This window comes from Pedobacter alluvionis, assembly GCF_003664035.1.
GTDB classification, from domain to species: Bacteria; Bacteroidota; Bacteroidia; order Sphingobacteriales; family Sphingobacteriaceae; genus Pedobacter; species Pedobacter alluvionis.
The window spans coordinates 909,271-929,755 of record NZ_RCCK01000010.1; the positions used below are offsets into that span (position 1 = coordinate 909,271).

Sequence of the window (20,485 nt, forward strand, 5' to 3'; positions counted from 1 at the left end):
AAGAATCAAACATTCACTTTCTAATAAAAAAAATACCTGAATTTTATCTCTCCATTCCGCTTTGCTTTAGTCGAGATGATGATTTTTCGTTTAAAATAATCAACTAAAATTATAATTTACATTATTTGCAAAGCTCAAAACAATTAGTAACTTACTTGGGTTATCTACACCAAATAGTTGATGGAAATTATACATATAAGCGCCGAGTGTTACCCTGTTGCAAAAGTTGGCGGTTTGGCCGATGTGGTAGGGGCTTTACCAAAATATCAGAATAAACTGGGCCATATTGCCAAAGTGGTTGTGCCTGCATACGATACCAAATTTATACGCGAAAGCGAGTTCGAAGTAACTTATGATGCATGGGCAAATTACGGTAATCACCACTTTCAGTACCGCATCTTAAAAGAAAAAACCAATAAATTAGGCTTTGATTTATACGTGATCCATATCCAGGGTTTAACAGACCGCCCTAATGTTTATGGTTACAGCGATGATACGGAAAGGTTTGTTGCCTTTCAGATTGCCACCCTCGATTGGATTGTACAATGGGAGCACCGTCCGGATGTGATTCATTGTCATGATCACCATACTGGTTTAGTGCCGTTTATGGTTGCCAACTCCATAAAATATAAGCCAATTAGTAATGTTCCAACAGTTTTGACCATTCATAATGCACAATATCAGGGACAGTTTGGATGGGAAAAACTTTATTATTTACCAGCTTTCGATTTATGGAAAGGCGGTTTGTTGGGCTGGGATGATGCGATTAACCCTTTAGCATCGGCCATTAAATGTGCATGGAAAGTAACCACGGTATCGCCAAGTTACCTGGATGAGATGATGAATAATGCCCGTGGATTAGAAAGTTTGTTAAGGCAGGAGCGCTGGAAATCGGTAGGCATCTTAAATGGAATCGACAGCGAGGTTTGGAATCCTGCAACAGATCCGATGCTGAGCAAAGGTTACAATTTAAAAACAGTTGAATCAGGGAAATTGGCAAACAAAACAGCACTCTGTGATGTTTTTCAATTAGATCCTTCTAAGCCACTGTTTACTTTTATTGGTAGATTAGTTGATGAAAAAGGTGCAGATTTATTGCCTGATATTTTTTATACAGCTTTACAACAGCATGGCGACAATATAAATATTCTGGTATTGGGATCAGGTGATGATTGGGTGGAAGGCCGGTTAAATCAATTGAAAGACATTTTTACAGGTAAATATAATGCCTATATTGGTTATAATGAGCAAGTTTCGCATGAGATGTATGCTGGTGCAGATTTTCTGATCATGCCATCGAGGGTAGAGCCTTGTGGTTTAAATCAGCTTTATGCATTAAGGTATGGAACTGTTCCGATTGTGCGCCGGATAGGCGGATTGAAAGATACGGTAACAGATATAGGTGATAACGGCTTTGGGATTTGCCATGATCAGACCAGTATTTGGGATGTTACCCACGCCATAAACCGTGCTGTTGAATTGTATCATGATAAAAAAGCTTTTAAAGCAGTTAGAAAAACGATGATGAAGATAGACCATTCGTGGGATAACGCAGCATTAAATTATATAGAATTATACCAAATATTAAAATAAGCTTAAACATGACTGACAAAGTTTTAGGCGTTATCCTTGGCGGTGGCCAGGGCTCTAGATTATCGCCACTAACACAAACACGTTCTAAACCGGCAGTTCCAATTGCTGGTAAATACCGATTGGTAGATATTCCGATTTCAAATTGCTTAAATTCCGGTATTCACCGAATGTTTGTGTTAACCCAGTTTAATTCAGCATCGCTAAATAAACACATTAAAAACACCTATCACTTTAGCCATTTCAGTACGGCCTTTGTTGATATTTTGGCTGCTGAACAAACTGTACAAAACTCAGGTTGGTTCCAGGGTACAGCAGATGCCGTTCGTCAGTGTATGCATCACATTGTTTCGCACGAATTCGATTACATCTTAATTTTATCCGGCGATCAATTGTACCAGATGGACTTTAAAGATATGATCGAAAAACATATCGAAGCCAATGCTGAAGTTACCATTGCCACTATTCCGGTAACGGCAAAAGATGCGACAGATTTTGGTATTTTAAAGGCCGATGAGGAAAACATGATTACCTCTTTTATTGAAAAGCCTAAAACGGGTTTAGAGGAATGGGTTTCGGATACCGGACAAGAAATGCAGGGCGAAGGACGGAACTTCTTAGCTTCGATGGGTATTTATGTTTTCAACCGCGAGTACCTGATCAATATTTTAAATGAGAATGAAGAGGAAAAAGATTTCGGTAAAGAGATTTTGCCAAGAGCGATTTCTCAGAGCAGGGTTTTAAGCTATCAGTACGAAGGTTATTGGACCGATATTGGAAATATTTCATCTTTCTTTGAGGCCAATTTAGGACTGACAGATGAAATACCTAAATTTAATATGTTCGATAGCAACCATGCTATTTTTACCAGGGCGAGAATGTTACCACCATCAAAAATTTCGGGTACTACCTTAGATAAAACCATTATTGCAGAAGGCTGCATTGTTCAGGCCAGCAGGGTAGAGCATGCCGTTTTAGGGATCAGGTCGAGAATCGGAAAGGACACGGTAGTTACCAATGCTTATATTATGGGAAGCGATCGCTATCAAACGCTTGAAGAAATTCAGGAAGAAACCAATAAAGGGAATTCATTAATTGGTATCGGAGATCGTTGTCATATCAACAATGCAATTATCGATAAAAACTGTCGCATAGGAAATGATGTTAAAATTAATGGTGGAGACCATTTAGAAGACGGCGACTTTGAACTTTATGCTGTTAAAGATGGTATTGTTGTGATCAAGAAAGGTGCAGTAGTACCTAGTGGAACGGTAATTTAAGATAATCATAACTCATAAATTAGGCCAGCCCCGATTTTTCGGGGCTGGCTTTTTTATTGCCTGATTGTCATACTGAGCGCAGCGAAGAATCTTTTATCAAACCTCTAAGGTTTTAAAACATAATCACAATTAAGGGAATTGCGAATATAAACCAGTAACTGATTTGGGCGTTCCCCAATCCCGTGAAATACTGGAAAAGGTCGGGCTTTTCAGGGCTGCGCTTCGCTCCGGTACCGATGAAGACCTGTGAAACAAGCAAGCATACCGTAATTAAATAAAAACAGATGCTTAATCGGCACTGAACCCTTACAATCCCTAACGCGGAATTATGGTGTATCTGCACCCAACTTCCGATTTGGCCCGAGTTAGTGCCCCTTTTAAACTTCTGAAGTTTTTCCCAATTAAACCTGCTATCGCTGGCCGCCATTAACACAGAACCATACATTTCAAAATGTAACCAGAATTTTCTTTCTGGAATCTTGTATCATAATATAGAATTGTCATTCTGAGCCTATCGAAGGGCCTGTTTTAGATGTCTTACAAGGCGTTTCGACAGGCTCAACATGACAAAACGAAGTGAATACAATTTATCATACAGCCTCTTTTTTAATCTTTACCCAACATTTTCCCAATAAGCTTGTTAGTAAATAAACAAAAAATATAGTCTATGGCCGAACAGCACCTTTATCAAACAGGAATTATAGGAAATTGCGCTTTCATTGCACACGTAAATAAAAATACTGATATCTCATGGCTTTGCTGGCCACGTTTCGATAGTCCGTTTGTTTTTGGGAGTTTATTGGACGAGAAAAAAGGAGGGGAGTTTTCGATTTTACCACAGGGTGAATTCACTTCTGACCAATATTATATCGAAAATACCAATGTTTTAAGAACAGAGATTACCGCCGAAGACGGGAAATACCGGATTACAGATTTTGCACCACGTTTTCGCCTATACGATCGCTATTTTAAACCACTAATGTTGATCAGAAAGATCGAACCTTTGGAGGGTAATCCACGCATTACCATAAAATGCGAACCGGTTTGTGACTACGGAAAAGGTAAAATGAAATCGAGCCGGGGCAGTAATCACATTGATTATCTGGGCTGTGATGAAAATATTCGTTTAAGCACCAATGTGTCGCTTACCTATATCATCGATGAAAAGGCATTTGTACTAAATGAGGCAAAATACCTCGTTATGACTTATGGACAAAACCTTGAAGCACCTGTAGTGAGTACGGCCGAAAATTTTCTTCGTGAAACCGTTTCTTATTGGCGCTTATGGATTAAACACTCTTCAATAGCGGGTTTTTACCAGCCCTTTGTTATCCGATCAGCCTTGGTTTTAAAAATTCACCAATACGAAGACACCGGAGCAATAATAGCCGCAAGTACAACCAGTTTACCAGAATCACCTGGGAGTACCAGAAACTGGGATTACCGCTATTGCTGGTTAAGAGATTCACATTATGTATTAACTTCGCTCAACCATATCGGTCATTTTGAAGAAATGGAGAAGTATTTTAATTACCTTTCTGATATTTCTCACGCGGAAGATACACGCTACCAACCTTTGTATGGCATTGCAGGAGAAAGGCAAATTACGGAGCATACGCTAAGTCATTTAGAAGGCTACAAAGGCGAACAACCCATCAGGATAGGAAACCAGGCTTACGAACATATTCAAAATGATATTTATGGACAGGTTTTAATTTCAATGTTACCACTTTATACCGATCACCGTTTTGTTTTTTCTGAACGAAGCGATTCGGTAAAGTGGATTGAAAGTGTACTCTCTAAAATTGAACGCACCATTGACGAAAAGGATGCCGGAATTTGGGAATTCAGAAATATTGCCAATGTACATTGTTACAGTAACTTATTTCAATGGGCAGGAGCGCAGGCGGCTTTAAAAATGGCTAAAACTATAGGAAATGAAGATTTTGAAAAACGGGCAAAGGTTTTAATCGACAAAGCTGCGGCACACATTGAAGCTTGTTATGATCCGCAAAGAAAGGTTTATACTAATGCCGTTGGAAGTCCACATTTAGATGCGAGTACTTTACAATTGATTATGATGAACTATCTTGATCCGGCTTCAGATCGGGCAAAGGATCATTTAATTGCTTTGGAAAAAGAATTGAAAACGGAGGACGGACTATTTTACAGATACTTGCATGCTGATGATTTCGGGAAGCCGAAAACAACATTTTTAATCTGCGCTTTCTGGTATGTGGAAGCGTTGGCTTGCGTTGGACGTACTGATGAAGCGATTAAGGAATTTGAAAACATCATTAAATATTGTAACCATCTACTGTTATTTAGCGAAGATGTTGATGCTAAAACAGGTAGTCAGTGGGGAAATTTCCCACAAGCTTATAGCCATGTAGGTTTAATGAATGCGGCTTACCGTATTGCTATTAAACTGGACAGGCCGATATTTTTGTAATATGTGGATTGCAAATCCACAATTAGAAGGTCTGGATTGCAAATCCAGACCAACAAAAAGCTTTGACAGCTTTAACACGCGCAACGCATATTAAAGTTGTCAAAGCTATTATAATTTATTGTACCGCAGATAAGAGATTTTCGAGGGCCAATAATCTGCGAAAATCATATTGCATCTGCGGGATTTATTTTTAACCTTATGAGATGAAAAAGGTCTGTGGGGACACAGACCTTGGAGTTAGATTTCAATAAAAGTGTCGTCATCTCGACTGGAACGCAGTGCAATGGATAGATCTATCTCAACAGATTTAGCTTCGCTGAGCACTCCGTGGTTCTCGACTACGTTGCACTCCGCTCGAAATGACGATATACTTCTTAACCCCGCTCCACAAATTCTTCCTTCACCAAACTCCAAAGCAACTTTCTTACTTCCTTAAAATCGTTTAAATAGTACTTCGCTTCAGAGATATTGTTGCCAACTTTTATGGTAAAAGCATCATCTGGTAATACCCTGAAAATATCTTCATCGGTATGGTCATCGCCAAGTGCCAAAATAAAATCTGGTTTCTTATCGTAAAGCCAATTTAAGGCTGCTTTGCCTTTGTTAACCTCCATGTTTTTAAACTCAATTACCTTATTGCCCGGCATCAATTGCAAGCCTTTATCTGCAGCAAGTATTTTCATGTGGCTGATAATTTCATTCGCCCTTAAATCGCCTAACCCTTCTTCTGCTTTTCGGTAGTGCCAAACTAAGGAATAACTTTTTTCTTCAATAAACGATCCTGGGGTGCGGTCTGTGTAGGTTTCTAATAAAGTCTTTATTTCCTGTTTCCATTGGTCGGTAAGTAATGGCAGGCTGTTCCATTTATCTCCGTACGATTTTTGCCAGGCTCCATGCTCTGCAATCAGGTCTACCTTTAAATGCCCAAACCACTGTTCCAGGGTTTCATTTCTTCTTCCGCTTATAATCACCACTTTGTTGGCGTTATCAATGGTTAGGTTTTCTATTAAATCGTAAAGTTCATCATCTGGAGAGGCATCATCAATATTTCCGGTAAAATCTACCAGTGTACCATCATAATCCAAAAACAGTACCCGATCGGTTGTTTTGGCATATTTTGCAGCAATTACTTCATTAATGGTATTTACCGCATGTTTCGTTAGTAACGATTTTTGAGAATCTTTCACTTCGTTTAATCTTAAAATAAAATTGTTTACCCAATGTTTCACATTGAATTTTTCTACAATTACCCGCATGGCTATCATGCGTTGCTGTTGCTCATCCAAAGGCATTTTTAATGCAGTTACAATGGCTTCCATAATGTCGCCAAGGTTGTTCGGATTAACTATTACGGCATCGGTTAATTCTTTAGAAGCACCGGCCATTTCACTTAATATAAGCACACCGTCATTATTGTTCCTACTGGCAATGTATTCCTTGCTTACCAGGTTCATGCCATCACGCATTGGCGTAACCAAACAGATATCTGCGGAGGCGTAAAGTGCCGATAATACCTCAATAGGGAAGGAACGGTAAAAATAATTCACCGGAATCCAATTAATAGAGCGGTAACGTGCATTTAAATTACCTACAAACTGATCAATCTGATCTCTTAACTCACTGTACTGAGGTACTGTATCACGAGAGGGTACCACGATCATAAAAAGTTCTATTTTCCCTATATACTCGGGATGGACCTGAAGCAAAAGTTCTAAAGCTTTTAACCTTTCTAAAATACCTTTGCTATAATCCAGGCGGTCGATAGAAAGGATTATTTTCATCTCTTCTTTTCCGGTCCTGAAATAATCAATTTCTTTTTTTACCTTTTCGGTAGCAGTTAAGCTCGAAAATTTATCATAATCAATTCCCATCGGGAAAGCTTCTACCACAATCTGCCTTTCGTTGCTATTGAGTACGTTTGATGATGAATTTACGGGGAGTAGGCGTGTTGCCGTGCTAATAAAGTGGCGAACATCATCAAAAGTATGGAAACCGATTAAATCAGCACCTATAAGTCCATTTAAAAGTTCTTCCCGCCAGGGGATTAACCTGAATATTTCGTATGATGGAAAGGGGATATGCTGGAAAAAACCGATGGTAGCATTAGGAAGTTTTTCTCTTAAAATTCCAGGTAGAAGGAGCAATTGATAGTCTTGAATCCAGATTTTATCTTTTCTGCCCAATACCTGCATGGCACTTTTTGCAAATTTCTCATTAACAGATTGGTAGCAGTCCCAATAACTTTGTTCGTAATGTGCGTAAGTAACCAGATAATGAAATACCGGCCATAATACTTCATTTGAAAAGCCTTCGTAATATAAATTGATTTCGTTTTGAGTGAGGAAAACCGGATATAGATTTAATTCAGCAAGTTTTTGTGTAACTTCTTCCTGACGTTCTTCCGGAACCTCGATTCCTGGCCATCCGATCCAGATGGAGTTGCCTGATTTGTACACGTCGCCAAGCCCGGTAGCAAGGCCACCTTCGCTGGGAATAAACGTGTATTCGTCGTTCTCTTCGATGATTTTAACGGGTAGTCTGTTCGATATTATAACTGTCTTCATGCTTGTATTTGATGTATCTATATCATTAAAAGCATATCAAATTGGTTTTGTTTGAATTTTTAGGTCAAAAAAACATTCAAATGATTAAACATAGTTAAACACCAATGAAAAAGTGGTACCACTTTCAGGAGTAGAAATTACTTCGATACTGCCTCTATGCATCTTCATAATGTTGCGACTGATCGTTAGTCCGATGCCCGATCCATTTTTCCTGGTGGTGTAAAACGGAACAAATATTTTTTCCAGATCACCGGCATCAATACCTTTTCCATTATCGGTTACATCAATATACAGTTTAGTGTTTTCTAAGCGATAATTCACGTTGATTTGTGGATGTGTACTATTTTCTACAGCATAAATGCTGTTAGTAATCAGGTTGATCAGCACTTGTTCCACTAATTTCAAATCAAGCTGGACCGTAATTTTTGAGGAAGTTTGTTCTACTTCCAAGACCACATTTTTTACCCTGGCAAATGGTTGCATTAATATTTTAATGTGTTTTAAAATCTCGCCGATGGTATGTGATTCGAGGTTAGGCGTTGGTAATTCTGCAATCAATCGATAGTCTTTCACAAAATCCAATAAACCCGAAGATCGTCTCTGTATGGTTTGTAAGGCTGTTTTTAAATCGTCCATTTCATCTTCAGTAAGTATTTTCTTATCGGTTACCATTTTGTTAATGGTATCAGATAATGAACTGATTGGGGTAATCGAATTTAAAATTTCATGAGAAATTACGCCAATTAATCTATTCCATGCTTCTGTTTCTTTTTGTTCAATTTCATCTTTAATGTTTTGAAAGCTGATAATGGTATAGTTTTTCCCGTAAAGGTTTAAGGGGATTACCTCTGTTGATAACTGGATCAGTTTATCCTGGATTTTTAGTTCCAAAAACCGCTTTCCGCCCGTTAAAATCTGCTCTATTTCTGTTCCAAATGCCGGGAGATGCTGTTTCAACCGGTGCCAGTACTTATAAGCGGGTACACCCAAAAGGTTTGACGCAGCCTGGTTGAAAAAGGCAATTTCCTCATCTTTTTCTTCTTTTGTATTGTTCACTACGATTACACCAACCGGAACCTGTTCTAAAATGGTTTTAATCAGTTGAAACATGGCTTCCTGTTCTAATCTGATCTGCTTGTGCACCTGTAAAATATCACTAAACGATTCGTATAATTCAGGAAAGCTTCCCCTCGTTACTTTATTTTTAAAGTTCAAGGTATGATCTCTCGTTTTAACAGCTAAGATAAAACGGTTAATATCCGATCGAATCTGATTGATATAATAGTAAAGTGAAATAATAGTACCCAAAAAAATCATTGCAACTCCTATTATAGTAAACCAGAGTTGAGTATTTTTAATCAGGTAAAACAGGAGATAGCCGAGTAAATTGATAATCAGCAGGCGGAATATTAAACGGAAGGTAAAACGTTGGTAAAACATGTTTTTAAAGCTAAAAGACCAAAGCTAAAAGACTAAAGCTTTAAGCTTTGGTCTTTTAGCTTTCAGCTTAGATTCCAAATTTCTCAATTCTTCTATACAGTGCTGCGCGGGTTAAACCCAATTCGGCTGCAGCTCTTGATATGTTTCCTTTGTGTTTATCAATGGCTTTTTGCACCATCATTTTTTCCATATCCTCGAGTGCCATTTCGTCGGGCATTGAATTGTTCTGTGCAAAACGCTGCGGACTCAACTGTAAATCATCTTCAGAAATTTCGTTTCCGTCGCTCATAATTACTGCACGTTCTAAAACATGCTGCAATTCGCGCACATTGCCCGGCCATTTATAATTTAAAAGTACATCTTCTGTTTTATGACTTAATTTACGGATTTCTTTGTGATATTTTGAACTGAAAACCTGCATAAAATGATTCGCCAACAGTAAAATATCGGTTCCACGTTTCCGTAATGGTGGCAATAAGAGTTCAACAGTGTTGATACGGAAAAGTAAATCTTGCCGAAACGTGTTTTTTGCTACCATTTCGTTTAGTGGCATGTTGGTGGCAGTGATTAAGCGTACATTTACTTTACGTTCTTTGCTTTCGCCCAAACGGGTAACCGTACGGTTCTGTAAAACGCTTAATAATTTGGCCTGAAGCGGTAGCGTTAAATTTCCAATCTCGTCTAAAAAAATTGTTCCTCCATCTGCCAGTTCGAACCGTCCGGGTTTATCTTCTTTTGCATCGGTAAAAGCACCTTTGGCATAACCGAAAAGCTCACTTTCGAACAAATTTTCGTTCAAGGACCCCAAATCAACATGCATAAAAACCTGATTTTTGCGCTGCGAGTTTCCGTGGATTTCATAAGCAAAAACCTGTTTTCCCGTACCATTTTCTCCTAAGATTAATACATTTGCATCAGTAGGTGCAACTTTAACCAAAGTGGCCTGTAGGTGTTTAATGCTATCAGCCTGACCAACGATATTTTCAAAACCACGGGTCAGGTCTTTTTGCAAGGAAGAATGTATTTTTTCCAGTTTTTTAACTTTTCTGGTCGATTCCCGTAGTTTTGAGGCCGCAGAAATGGTGGCGAAAAGTTTTTCATTTTCCCAGGGCTTTAAAATAAAATCAGTCGCACCTTTTTTAATTGCCTTAACGGCCAGTTCAACATTTCCAAAGGCTGTCATTAAAATGACTACATAATCTTTATCAATGGATAAAATGTGTTCGAGCCAATATAATCCCTCACGACCGTCACTCGCACCTTTTTGATAGTTCATATCAAGCAGGATGATATCTACTTCATTTTTGCTCAATAAAACATTGATCTCCTTAGGCGATTTACAGGTAATTACCTGCTTAACCTGCTGTTTTAAAAACAAACGGGCACTAAGCAGGATATCGTCGTCGTCATCGATAATTAAAACTGTGGCGTCTAACATAAATTTAAATTTGATGCGCTAAAGTAATAAAACTGTCCGCTCCCGCACATCAACTGTTCGATAATGAACATATAAAAATAATAAAAACTTTTAAATTATTGATTGCTAGTGTTTTAAATATGTTTTTAGGTTTTGGCACAAGCTTGGCATAAGGGAAATCGAACAGTACAACCGAACACATGGATAAGAAAATAGAGAAAAAAAGATTTAGCACTAAAACCCTGTTAATTATAGGTGGAGCAATTGCTTTTGTGGCAGTTGTAATTTATGGCTATACTTTGTCCCTCAAAAAAGTTTACAGTGCAGATGCCGATAAATTAACCATCAGTAAAGTAGAATATGGCGATTTTGAAGATGTGGTGCTATTAAATGCCAGTGTAGTGCCTTTAACTTCGGTAATTGTAAGTTCCTCAGAAGGAGGAACGGTTGCTGAAATTTTTACTGAGAATGGGGCTTCGGTTGTGAAAGGAACGCCATTATTAAGAATTTCCAACTCAAATGCCATGTTGAGTTATACCTCAAGTCAGACAGCAGCAACCGAGCAGATTAATCAGTTGCGGAAATCGCGGTTGGATCTGGAGCAAAATCAAAGGGTATTAAATCAGGATGTTTTAGATGTAGAAAATAGCTTGAGAACAGCAACCCGTCAATATAGATTAGATAGTTCACTTTTCGCCAAAAAAGTAATTACGCTACAAGAATTTAACAAATCGAGTCAGGATTTTGAATATTACCAGGGCAAGCTTAAAATTGTGCGTCAGGCAGTTAAGCAGGAAAACCAGAGTAGAAAAATGCAGCTGGCCCAGATTGATCAATCGATGGGGCAGATGAACGAAAGTTTGGAAATGATCCGTAAAAACATCGAAAATATGACGATCAAAGCTCCGGTATCTGGTAAATTGTCATCTTACGATCCGGTAATTGGTAAATCATATAATTCTAACGAAATGATCGGAAAGATCGACGTGTTGCAAGGTTATAAACTTCAGGCAGGAGTTGATGAATATTACATCAATCGGGTAAAAGAAGGACAAACCGCAAGTTGTGAATTTAATGGTAAAACTTATAACTTAACAGTAAGTAAAGTAATTCCTGAGGTTACTGCAGGGCAGTTTCAGGTAGAAATGGTATTTAAGGGCGCAGCACCCGAAGGTTTACGTCGTGGATTATCATTACAGACCAAATTGACCTTATCGGATAACAGCAAATCATTACTTCTGGCGCAAGGACAGTTTTTCCAGAGTACAGGCGGCTCTTGGGTATTTGTAGTAAACAATGGTAAAGCCACCAAGAAAAATGTTAAAATAGGGCGTAAAAACTATCTGTACTATGAAATATTGGACGGTTTGCAAAAGGGCGACGAAGTAATTACTTCATCTTACGATCAGTTTAACCAGTACGATCAGGTGGAGATTAATAAATAGGGTTAGCGTTAGACATTTAGCGTCAATTAACCAAATAGACAATAAATTAACAATATAATCGGGTCTCGATACCTGGTACTATATACTTGATACTAAAAAGCTATGATTAAAATAGAAAATCTGGAAAAAGTTTACAAAACAGAAGAAGTAGAAACTACTGCACTTAACGGAATTAACCTTAACGTGGCAGCAGGCGAATTTGTTTCCATCATGGGCCCATCAGGCTGCGGAAAATCTACCCTGTTAAATGTAATGGGTTTATTGGATAAGCCTGAAAGTGGAAGCTACAAATTTATCGATACAGAACTTTTAACGCTTAATGATAGAGAACGTTCAAATTTCCGTAAAAGAAATATGGGATTCGTTTTTCAGAATTTCAATCTGATTGATGAATTAACGGTTTTCGAAAACATCGAACTGCCCTTAATTTATAATAAAATTCCTGCCGCAGAACGCAAGAAATTGGTGAACGAAATTATCGAAAGAATGAATATTGTAAACCGCAGTGGTCATTTTCCGCAACAATTATCGGGTGGACAGCAGCAGCGTGTAGCAGTAGCAAGGGCTTTGGTAACCAAACCAAAACTGGTTCTGGCCGATGAGCCGACCGGAAATCTGGATAGCTCGCATGGTAACGAAGTAATGGAGTTGCTTTGCGAACTAAATGAAACCGGAACTACTATCGTGATGGTTACCCACTCTAGTCATGATGCCAGTTTTTCGAACAGAATCATCAACCTGAAAGATGGACATGTAATATCGGAGAAGATCAATAAAAGCAGGAATGAAGAACTCATATAGAGGCTTAGGGTAAAAGGTTTAAGGCGTATGGTTAAATCACACCTTAAATCTGCAGCCTGTACCAAAAAAGATTTTAGTTTAGTTAATAATAAGTCTGCCCAAAAATCTTCCTGGATGGGAAGATTTGGGAAGGCGAAATAGTAAAAAACACCAGATAGGCATTTTGAACGCCACACGCTGACCACCTATCTCCAAACAATAACAATATGTTCAAATTAAACTTTAAAATAGCCTTACGTAACCTCTGGAAAAACAAGGGTTTCTCTTTGATTAACATCGGGGGCTTAGCCATTGGCTTAGCCAGTTGTATGGTTTTGTTACTTTATGTTGCCTACGAGTGGAGTTATGATAAACAATTCTCCAATCACGATAAGACGTATGTAGTTTATCAAAACATGGAGGCAAGTGGTAAAACTTTTAGCTGGGCGTGGACACCCAATGTGATGGCTAAAGAAGTGCAGGAAAAAATCCCTGGCGTTAAGTATGCCACTCACACTACTTATCCGAGAAAACAACTCATTACCGTTGGTGATAATAAAATAAATAGCAGTGCAATATTTGCCGACCAAAATTTTATTAGAATATTGGACTATAAATTTCTTGAAGGTAATGCGGCCACAGTTTTAAAAAATGTAAACACCATTATTCTGACTAAGTCTTTCGCAACAAAATTATTTGGAAGTGAAGATCCTATTAATAAAATGGTAAAGCTGGAAAATCAGGAAGCATTAAAGGTTGAAGCGGTAATAGAAGATGCACCAGCAAATAGTAGTTTAACTTTTGAATGCATCATGCCTTGGACATTGTTCGAAAAACGAGAACCCTGGATGAAGGAAGGCAATTGGGGAAATAATATGTGTTTAACACTTGTTCAATTAAAGGATAATAATTTTTTTACTGCTGCAAATGATTTGATGCATGGTATTTACAAACGCAATCAGAAAGATAATACGGCCGTAGCTTTACTGCATCCTTTAACCAAATGGCACTTATACGATGATTTTGTTAACGGTAAATCCGTAGGTGGAAAAATAGATCAGCTTAAAATATTCTTATTGCTGGCCTTTTGTATCTTGTTAATTGCCTGTGTAAATTTTATGAATTTATCTACAGCACGTTCAGAGCGCAGGGCAAAAGAAGTTGGTGTTCGTAAAGCAATCGGATCAACACGTAAATCGTTAATTAATCAGTTTTTTTTAGAATCCCTGCTCATCACATTTATTGCCACCGTTTTAGCCTTTATCTTAATTGAGGTGAGTTTGCCATATTTTAATAGTCTGTTAGATATTAAACTAACAATTGATTATCATAACAGCCTGTTTTGGTTAACATTAGTGGGCCTAATGATTTTAACCGGATTAATTGCAGGTAGTTATCCGGCGCTTTATTTATCTTCTTTCGAGCCGATAAAAGTGTTAAAAGGTTTCACCCTTAAATCAGATTCATCCACTTCGGTGAGGAAAGTATTAGTGGTTGGCCAATTCGTTTTTGCTGCAAGTTTAATTATTTGCACAGCAGTAATTTATCAGCAACTTAATTATGTTAAAAACAAGCCTATTGGTTATGATCAATCCAATTTAATTCAGATAGCTGTAGTTGGTAAAATGAACGATGCAGCTAAGTTAGAATTGCTTAAAACACAACTTATAGCAGCTGGCGCAACAACTCATGTTACTTCTTTTAGTACAGATTTTACAGAAGGTGGAGATAATACAACGGGTATAGACTGGGAAGGTAAAAATCCGAATGAGAAAATTTCTTTTAACCATAGAACAATAGGGTATGATTTTGTTGAAACTATTGGCACTAAGATGATTAGTGGCAGGGAATTTTCTGCGAAATTTCCTAATGATACAGCCAGCGTATTGTTAAATGAGGCGGCTGTGCGAATGATGCAATTAAAAAATCCGATCGGCAAAGTAATTACTTTCTGGGGTGATAAAAAGCTAACTATAGTTGGTGTTGTAAAAGATTTCGTGGTAGAAAGTGTTTACCAAAGGGTGGCCCCAATGATTTTTAGGGCAAATGGAAAGTACGATGCGAGGGTTATCATTGCGCGGCTAAATCCAAATCAAAACATCAGTTCATCACTAGCTAAAATTGATGATATAGTAAAGCAAATGGAACCCAATTATCCTGTTAACCGCAAATTTGTGAACGAATCATTTGAAGTGAAATTTAAAAATGAAAAAATTCTAGGTTCACTTTCAAACTGGTTTGGTGGTTTCGCAATATTTATCTCGTGTTTGGGTTTATTGGGCTTAGCGCTTTTTATGGCAGAGCAACGTAAAAAGGAAATCAGTATCCGTAAGGTTTTGGGTGCCAGCACAGGCAATATCCTCGTATTGCTAAATAAAGATTTTATAAAACTGGTAGCCATTGCAAATATGATCGCATTTCCTTTAGCCTATATTATTATCAATAAATGGCTTTCAGGTTTTGAGTACCGTATTGCCATCTCATTTCTACCCTTTTTGCTGGCAATCCTGATTTCCCTTGTAATTGCAGTTTTAACGGTGAGTTTGCAATCGGTTAAAGTGGCCAAGGCTAACCCTATTGATGCGCTTAAATACGAATAACAGCTAAAAGCTTAAAGACCAAGGCTGAAAGCTCATGTCTCGATACCTGATACTAAATACTTGATACTACCATGTTCAGATTAAACCTAAAAATTGCACTACGCAACCTCTGGAGGAATAAAGGATTTACCTTAATAAACTTAGGTGGATTAGCCATTGGCTTAGCCAGTTGCATGGTTTTGTTGTTATATGTAGCTTATGAATATGGTTACGATAAACAATTTACAGATTATGATAAAACTTATGTTGTTTATAATAACTCGATTGCAAATGGTAAAACTTTTAGCTGGGCCTGGACGCCAGGAAAAATGGCTGATCAGGTAAAAGAGAAAATACCTGGAGTTGTTTATGCTGCGCAATCAAGTTATCCTCATCCACTATTAATTGAACATGATGCCAGAAAGCTAAGGGCTAAGGGTGTTTTTGTAGGTGCTGATTTTCTTAAAATTCTTGACTATAAATTTATAAGTGGCCAGCCTAAACAACCCTTAGAAGGACTCAATTCTGTTATTTTAACAAAAACACTGGCAGAAAAATTATTTGGTGGGGAAGATCCCATTAATAAAGTGGTAAAGCTGGATAACAATGATCTCTTAAATGTAGAAGCGGTAATTGAAGATGTTCCGGCAAACAGCAGTGTCAAATTTGATTATTTAATGTCATGGGCATTGTACGAAAAAAGAGAACCTTGGGTGAAAAATTCTCCTTTCGGAAATAATATATGTTTAACCTTGGTACAATTACAGAACCCGGACCAATTAGCTGAAGCCAATGCCGCTATAAGATATATTTATCAAAGAAATGATAAAGATGTAACTAATGAGGGATTTTTGCATCCTTTTGCTAAGTGGCATTTATATGGGGAATTTGCAAATGGTAAATCAATTGGCGGGAAAATAGATCAGTTAAAAATATTCCTGATGCTGGCATTTTGTATCTTATTAATCGCCTGCGTTAATTTTATGAACCTTTCAACTGCCCGTTCAGAGAAAAGAGCAAAGGAAGTAGGTGTCCGCAAAGCAATCGGTTCATCCAGAAAATCATTAATTGGCCAGTTTATGCTTGAGTCGGTTTTGCTTACGTTGATAGGTACCATACTTGCATTTGTACTTGCAGAAATAAGCCTACCTTATTTTAACAATTTATTAGGTATAAACCTGGTTATAGAATACCAGAACTGGAAGTTTTGGTTTGGGCTTTTGGTGTTAATCACTTTTACGGGATTATTAGCCGGCAGCTACCCCGCAATTTATCTCTCATCTTTTGAACCGGTAAAAGTAATTAAAGGGTTTAGTGCAAAAGTTGGCTCATCTGTTTCTATCCGTAAAATATTGGTTGTTTTTCAGTTTATTTTTGCGGTATGTCTAATTATTTGTACCATAGTTATTTATCAACAATTAAGCTATATTAAAAATAAGCCAATCGGATATGATAAAGGAAACCTTATACAGATAGCCGTACAAGGAAATTTAAAAGACCCCAAAAAAGCAGCACTGCTTAAAGAAGAACTATTAAAATCCGGTGCTGCAGCAAGTGTATCTACCTTTAGTATGGACATTAGTGAGGGAGGAAATAATACATCAGATATTACCTGGCAGGGTAAAAATCCAAAAGAAAAATCCCTGTTTAATTTCGGGGCTATAGGGACTGATTTTACAAGAACCATTGGAACTGAATTGATATCTGGTAGAGAATTTTCTGCCCAATTCCCTAATGATACAAATAGTGTATTGCTTAATGAAGCAGCAGTAAAAATGATTGGGTTTAAAGATCCTATTGGAAAAATTGTTAAATGGGGTACATCTGATAATACAGTAGTTGGTGTGGTTAAAGATTTTGTGATGGAATCGGCATATCAGAAAGTGGCACCGATGATTTTCTATGCTGGTATTAAAGATGGATTGGAAGTGATTCTGGTTAGATTAAACACTACAAAAAATATTAGTTCATCACTTTCTGATATAGATAATATAGTTAAGCGCATTGAACCTAACTTTCCTGTTGACAGAAAATTTGTTGACGAGTCTTTTGAAGTAAAATTTCAAAATGAAAAACTTTTGGGCACACTTTCAAATTGGTTCGGTGGTTTTGCTATCTTCATTTCTTGCTTAGGCTTGTTGGGATTAGCGCTTTTCATGGCCGAGCAACGCAAAAAAGAAATCAGCATCCGTAAAGTTTTAGGCGCTAGCACAGCCAACATCCTCACGTTATTGAACAAAGATTTTATCAAACTGGTTGCCATTGCAAACCTGATCGCATTTCCGTTGGCTTATATTATTATCAATAAATGGCTTTCGGGTTACGAATACCGCATTTCGGTTTCTGCACTGCCATTTATTGTGGCCATAAGCCTATCGGTTATTATAGCAATACTTACCGTAAGTGTGCAATCGGTTAAAGTAGCGAAAGCAAACCCTATTGATGCACTTAAATATGAATAAGCCATGCGCTTAGCGTTTGGCGATCAGCGTTGATTTACCGCTAACCGCCAAACGCTTTACGCTAAACCTCAATAATATGTTTAGACTTAACTTAAAAATCGCTTTGCGGAACCTTTGGAGAAACAAGGGATTTTCTTTAATAAATATTGGTGGCTTAGCTTTAGGGTTAGCCAGTTGTATGCTTCTATTATTGTATATATCCTACGAGTTTGGATTTGATAAGCAATTTAAGAATTACAGCACAACCTATGTTGCCCATACCAATATGAAAGCCAATAATAAAGTACACAGCTGGGCCTGGACCCCTGGTTTACTGGCACCAGAGCTTAAAGAAAAATATGCAGGTATTGTAAACGCAGCCAGATCTACTTACCCATTTGAGCAATTAATTAGCTATAAAGATATAAAGATCAAAAATAGAGGTTTGTTTGCCGATCCGTCTTTCCTGAAAATATTGGATTATAAATTTTTAAGTGGTAATGCTGTATCACCACTTAAGGATATTAACAGCGTTATTTTAACTCAATCATTATCCAGAAAATTATTTGCAAACGAAAATCCTGTAGGTAAAATTGTAAAGCTGGATAATAAAGACGGATTAAAAGTTGAAGCAGTAATTGCCGATTTACCTGCGAATAGTAGCATCAGATTCGATTATATCATGCCCTGGAGATTAAATGAAAAAAAGAACGAATGGGTAGCGAAACAGGGATGGGGGAGTAATTTCTGTTTAACCCTGGTGCAATTGCAAAATAGTAATTTGTTGGATAAGGTAAATGCCGAGGTTAAAACTATTTATAAAACCCATGATGGTAAATCGAATACTAACGAATTGTTTTTACATCCTTTATCGAAATGGCACCTGTACGATGAATTTGAAAATGGTGTAACTGTAGGTGGAAAAATAGGACAGCTGAAGATTTTCTTTATGCTGGCTATTTGTATTCTCCTCATTGCTTGTGTAAACTTTATGAATCTTTCTACCGCCCGATCTGAGAAAAGAGCAAAAGAAGTCGGCGTTCGCAAAGCGATTGGGTCCAGTAGAAAATCATTAATAGCTCAGTTTATCCTCGAAAGTACTTTACTCTCTTTAATCGGAACTGTTGTTGCCTTTACCCTGGTTGAAATTAGCCTGCCCTACTTTAACACTTTGCTAAATATTAACCTGATTATTCAATACAACGACTGGAGGTATTGGGCTGTATTAATTGGATTAATTTTATTTACCGGATTACTGGCTGGTAGTTATCCTGCATTTTATCTGTCGTCTTTTGAACCTGTAAAAGTGCTTAAGGGCTTCAGCTTCAGAGCTGGCTCAGCTATCTCAATAAGAAAGGTACTAGTGGTATCTCAATTTGTATTTGCAGCAAGCTTAATTGTTTGCACTGTGGTTATCTATCAGCAATTGAATTACATTAAAAATAAACCAATAGGTTATAATCAAGGTAACCTGATACAGATGGCAGCTATGGGTAATTTAATGAGTTCAAAAAAAATCGACTTATTAAAAACGCAGCTAATCAAATCAGGTGCCGCCCAAAATGTTTCGTTACTCAGTATGAATATTGATGAAGGTGGCAACAATACATCTGCTATTAATTGGAATGGCAAAAATCCCAATGAAAAAGTATTGTTTAACCAAAGAGGGATAGGATACGATTTTATAGCCACTACTGGTACAAAAATGATAGCAGGAAGAGAATTTAGTGTTGAATTTTCAGGTGATTCTAACAAGGTTTTGATAAATGAAGCTGCAGTTAAAATAATGGGACTTAAAAATCCGGTGGGTACAGTAATTGATTATGATGAATCCAAATCTACAATTATTGGCGTAATGAAAGATTTTGTTGCAGAATCTCCGTATCAAAAAGTTGCCCCAATGATTTTTAATCGAATTTATAAAGATGAAGGAGGAGTAATTTTAATTCGGCTAAATGAGACACAAAACATCAGCACTTCGCTGGCACAAATCGATGCGCTTGTAAAAGCTATAAACCCAGATTATCCCGTAGATAGGAAATTTGTCAGCGATTCTTTTGAAGAAAAATTTCAGAACGAAAAACTTTTGGGCACACTTTCAAACTGGTTCGGTGGTTTTGCCATTTTTATCTCCTGCTTAGGTTTACTTGGTTTAGCTTTATTTATGGCTGAGCAGCGTAAAAAAGAAATTAGTATCCGCAAGGTTTTGGGCGCCAGTACTTCAAACATCCTTACTCTATTGAATAAAGATTTTATAAAACTGGTTGCCATTGCAAACCTGATCGCATTTCCGTTGGCTTATATTATTATCAATAAATGGCTTTCGGGCTACGAATACCGCATTTCGGTTTCCGCCCTACCATTTATTGTGGCCATAAGCCTATCGGTGATTATAGCAATACTTACCGTAAGTGTGCAATCGGTTAAAGTGGCGAAAGCGAATCCGGTAGATGCTTTAAAATATGAATAAGCCATGCGCTTAGTGTTTGGCGATCAG

The 20,485-nt window shown here is 37.5% G+C and carries 11 protein-coding genes; 8 read left to right on the top strand and 3 right to left on the bottom strand.

What is annotated here, in order from left to right:
• The first annotated feature begins 180 nt into the window (after positions 1–180).
• The 3 genes from BCL90_RS04065 to BCL90_RS04080 all read left to right on the top strand — a co-directional run bounded on the left by BCL90_RS04065 (position 181) and on the right by BCL90_RS04080 (position 5,322).
• Positions 181–1,593 carry a glycogen synthase gene (locus BCL90_RS04065; RefSeq protein WP_121282737.1) on the top strand — a complete coding sequence of 471 codons (1,413 nt, stop codon included), beginning with the start codon at positions 181–183 and terminating at the stop codon, positions 1,591–1,593.
• An 8-nt stretch (positions 1,594–1,601) separates the two neighbouring features.
• Positions 1,602–2,870 (top strand): glucose-1-phosphate adenylyltransferase, encoded by a 1,269-nt coding sequence (locus BCL90_RS04070; protein WP_121282738.1) that lies wholly within the window; start codon positions 1,602–1,604, stop codon positions 2,868–2,870.
• 667 nt (positions 2,871–3,537) lie between these two features.
• Positions 3,538–5,322, top strand: coding sequence for a glycoside hydrolase family 15 protein (locus BCL90_RS04080; RefSeq protein ID WP_121282740.1), 1,785 nt, complete (start codon positions 3,538–3,540; stop codon positions 5,320–5,322).
• A gap of 374 nt (positions 5,323–5,696) precedes the next feature.
• Here BCL90_RS04080 and BCL90_RS04085 read toward each other — a convergent pair whose 3' ends face one another.
• The 3 genes from BCL90_RS04085 to BCL90_RS04095 form a co-directional block, all read right to left on the bottom strand.
• A complete protein-coding gene (locus BCL90_RS04085; protein ID WP_121282741.1) occupies positions 5,697–7,886 on the bottom strand; it encodes a bifunctional alpha,alpha-trehalose-phosphate synthase (UDP-forming)/trehalose-phosphatase in 2,190 nt (729 codons plus the stop codon).
• An 84-nt stretch (positions 7,887–7,970) separates the two neighbouring features.
• Positions 7,971–9,326 (bottom strand): sensor histidine kinase, encoded by a 1,356-nt coding sequence (locus tag BCL90_RS04090; RefSeq protein WP_121282742.1) that lies wholly within the window; start codon positions 9,324–9,326, stop codon positions 7,971–7,973.
• Positions 9,327–9,393: 67 nt separating this feature from the next.
• Positions 9,394–10,764 (bottom strand): sigma-54-dependent transcriptional regulator, encoded by a 1,371-nt coding sequence (locus BCL90_RS04095; RefSeq protein WP_121282743.1) that lies wholly within the window; start codon positions 10,762–10,764, stop codon positions 9,394–9,396.
• Positions 10,765–10,943: 179 nt separating this feature from the next.
• Here BCL90_RS04095 and BCL90_RS04100 point away from each other — a divergent pair, with 179 nt between their 5' ends.
• The 5 genes from BCL90_RS04100 (at position 10,944) to BCL90_RS04120 (ending at position 20,458) form a co-directional block, all read left to right on the top strand.
• Positions 10,944–12,188: an efflux RND transporter periplasmic adaptor subunit gene (locus BCL90_RS04100; RefSeq protein ID WP_121282744.1), complete on the top strand. Its 1,245-nt coding sequence runs from the start codon at positions 10,944–10,946 to the stop codon at positions 12,186–12,188.
• Positions 12,189–12,290: 102 nt separating this feature from the next.
• A complete protein-coding gene (locus BCL90_RS04105) occupies positions 12,291–12,989 on the top strand; it encodes an ABC transporter ATP-binding protein (protein WP_121282745.1) in 699 nt (232 codons plus the stop codon).
• Positions 12,990–13,195: 206 nt separating this feature from the next.
• Positions 13,196–15,568: an ABC transporter permease gene (locus BCL90_RS04110; RefSeq protein WP_121282746.1), complete on the top strand. Its 2,373-nt coding sequence runs from the start codon at positions 13,196–13,198 to the stop codon at positions 15,566–15,568.
• A gap of 71 nt (positions 15,569–15,639) precedes the next feature.
• Entirely contained in the window at positions 15,640–18,009 is a 2,370-nt protein-coding gene (locus tag BCL90_RS04115) for an ABC transporter permease (RefSeq protein WP_121282747.1), read from the top strand.
• 76 nt (positions 18,010–18,085) lie between these two features.
• Entirely contained in the window at positions 18,086–20,458 is a 2,373-nt protein-coding gene (locus BCL90_RS04120) for an ABC transporter permease (RefSeq protein ID WP_121282748.1), read from the top strand.
• Positions 20,459–20,485 lie beyond the last annotated feature (27 nt).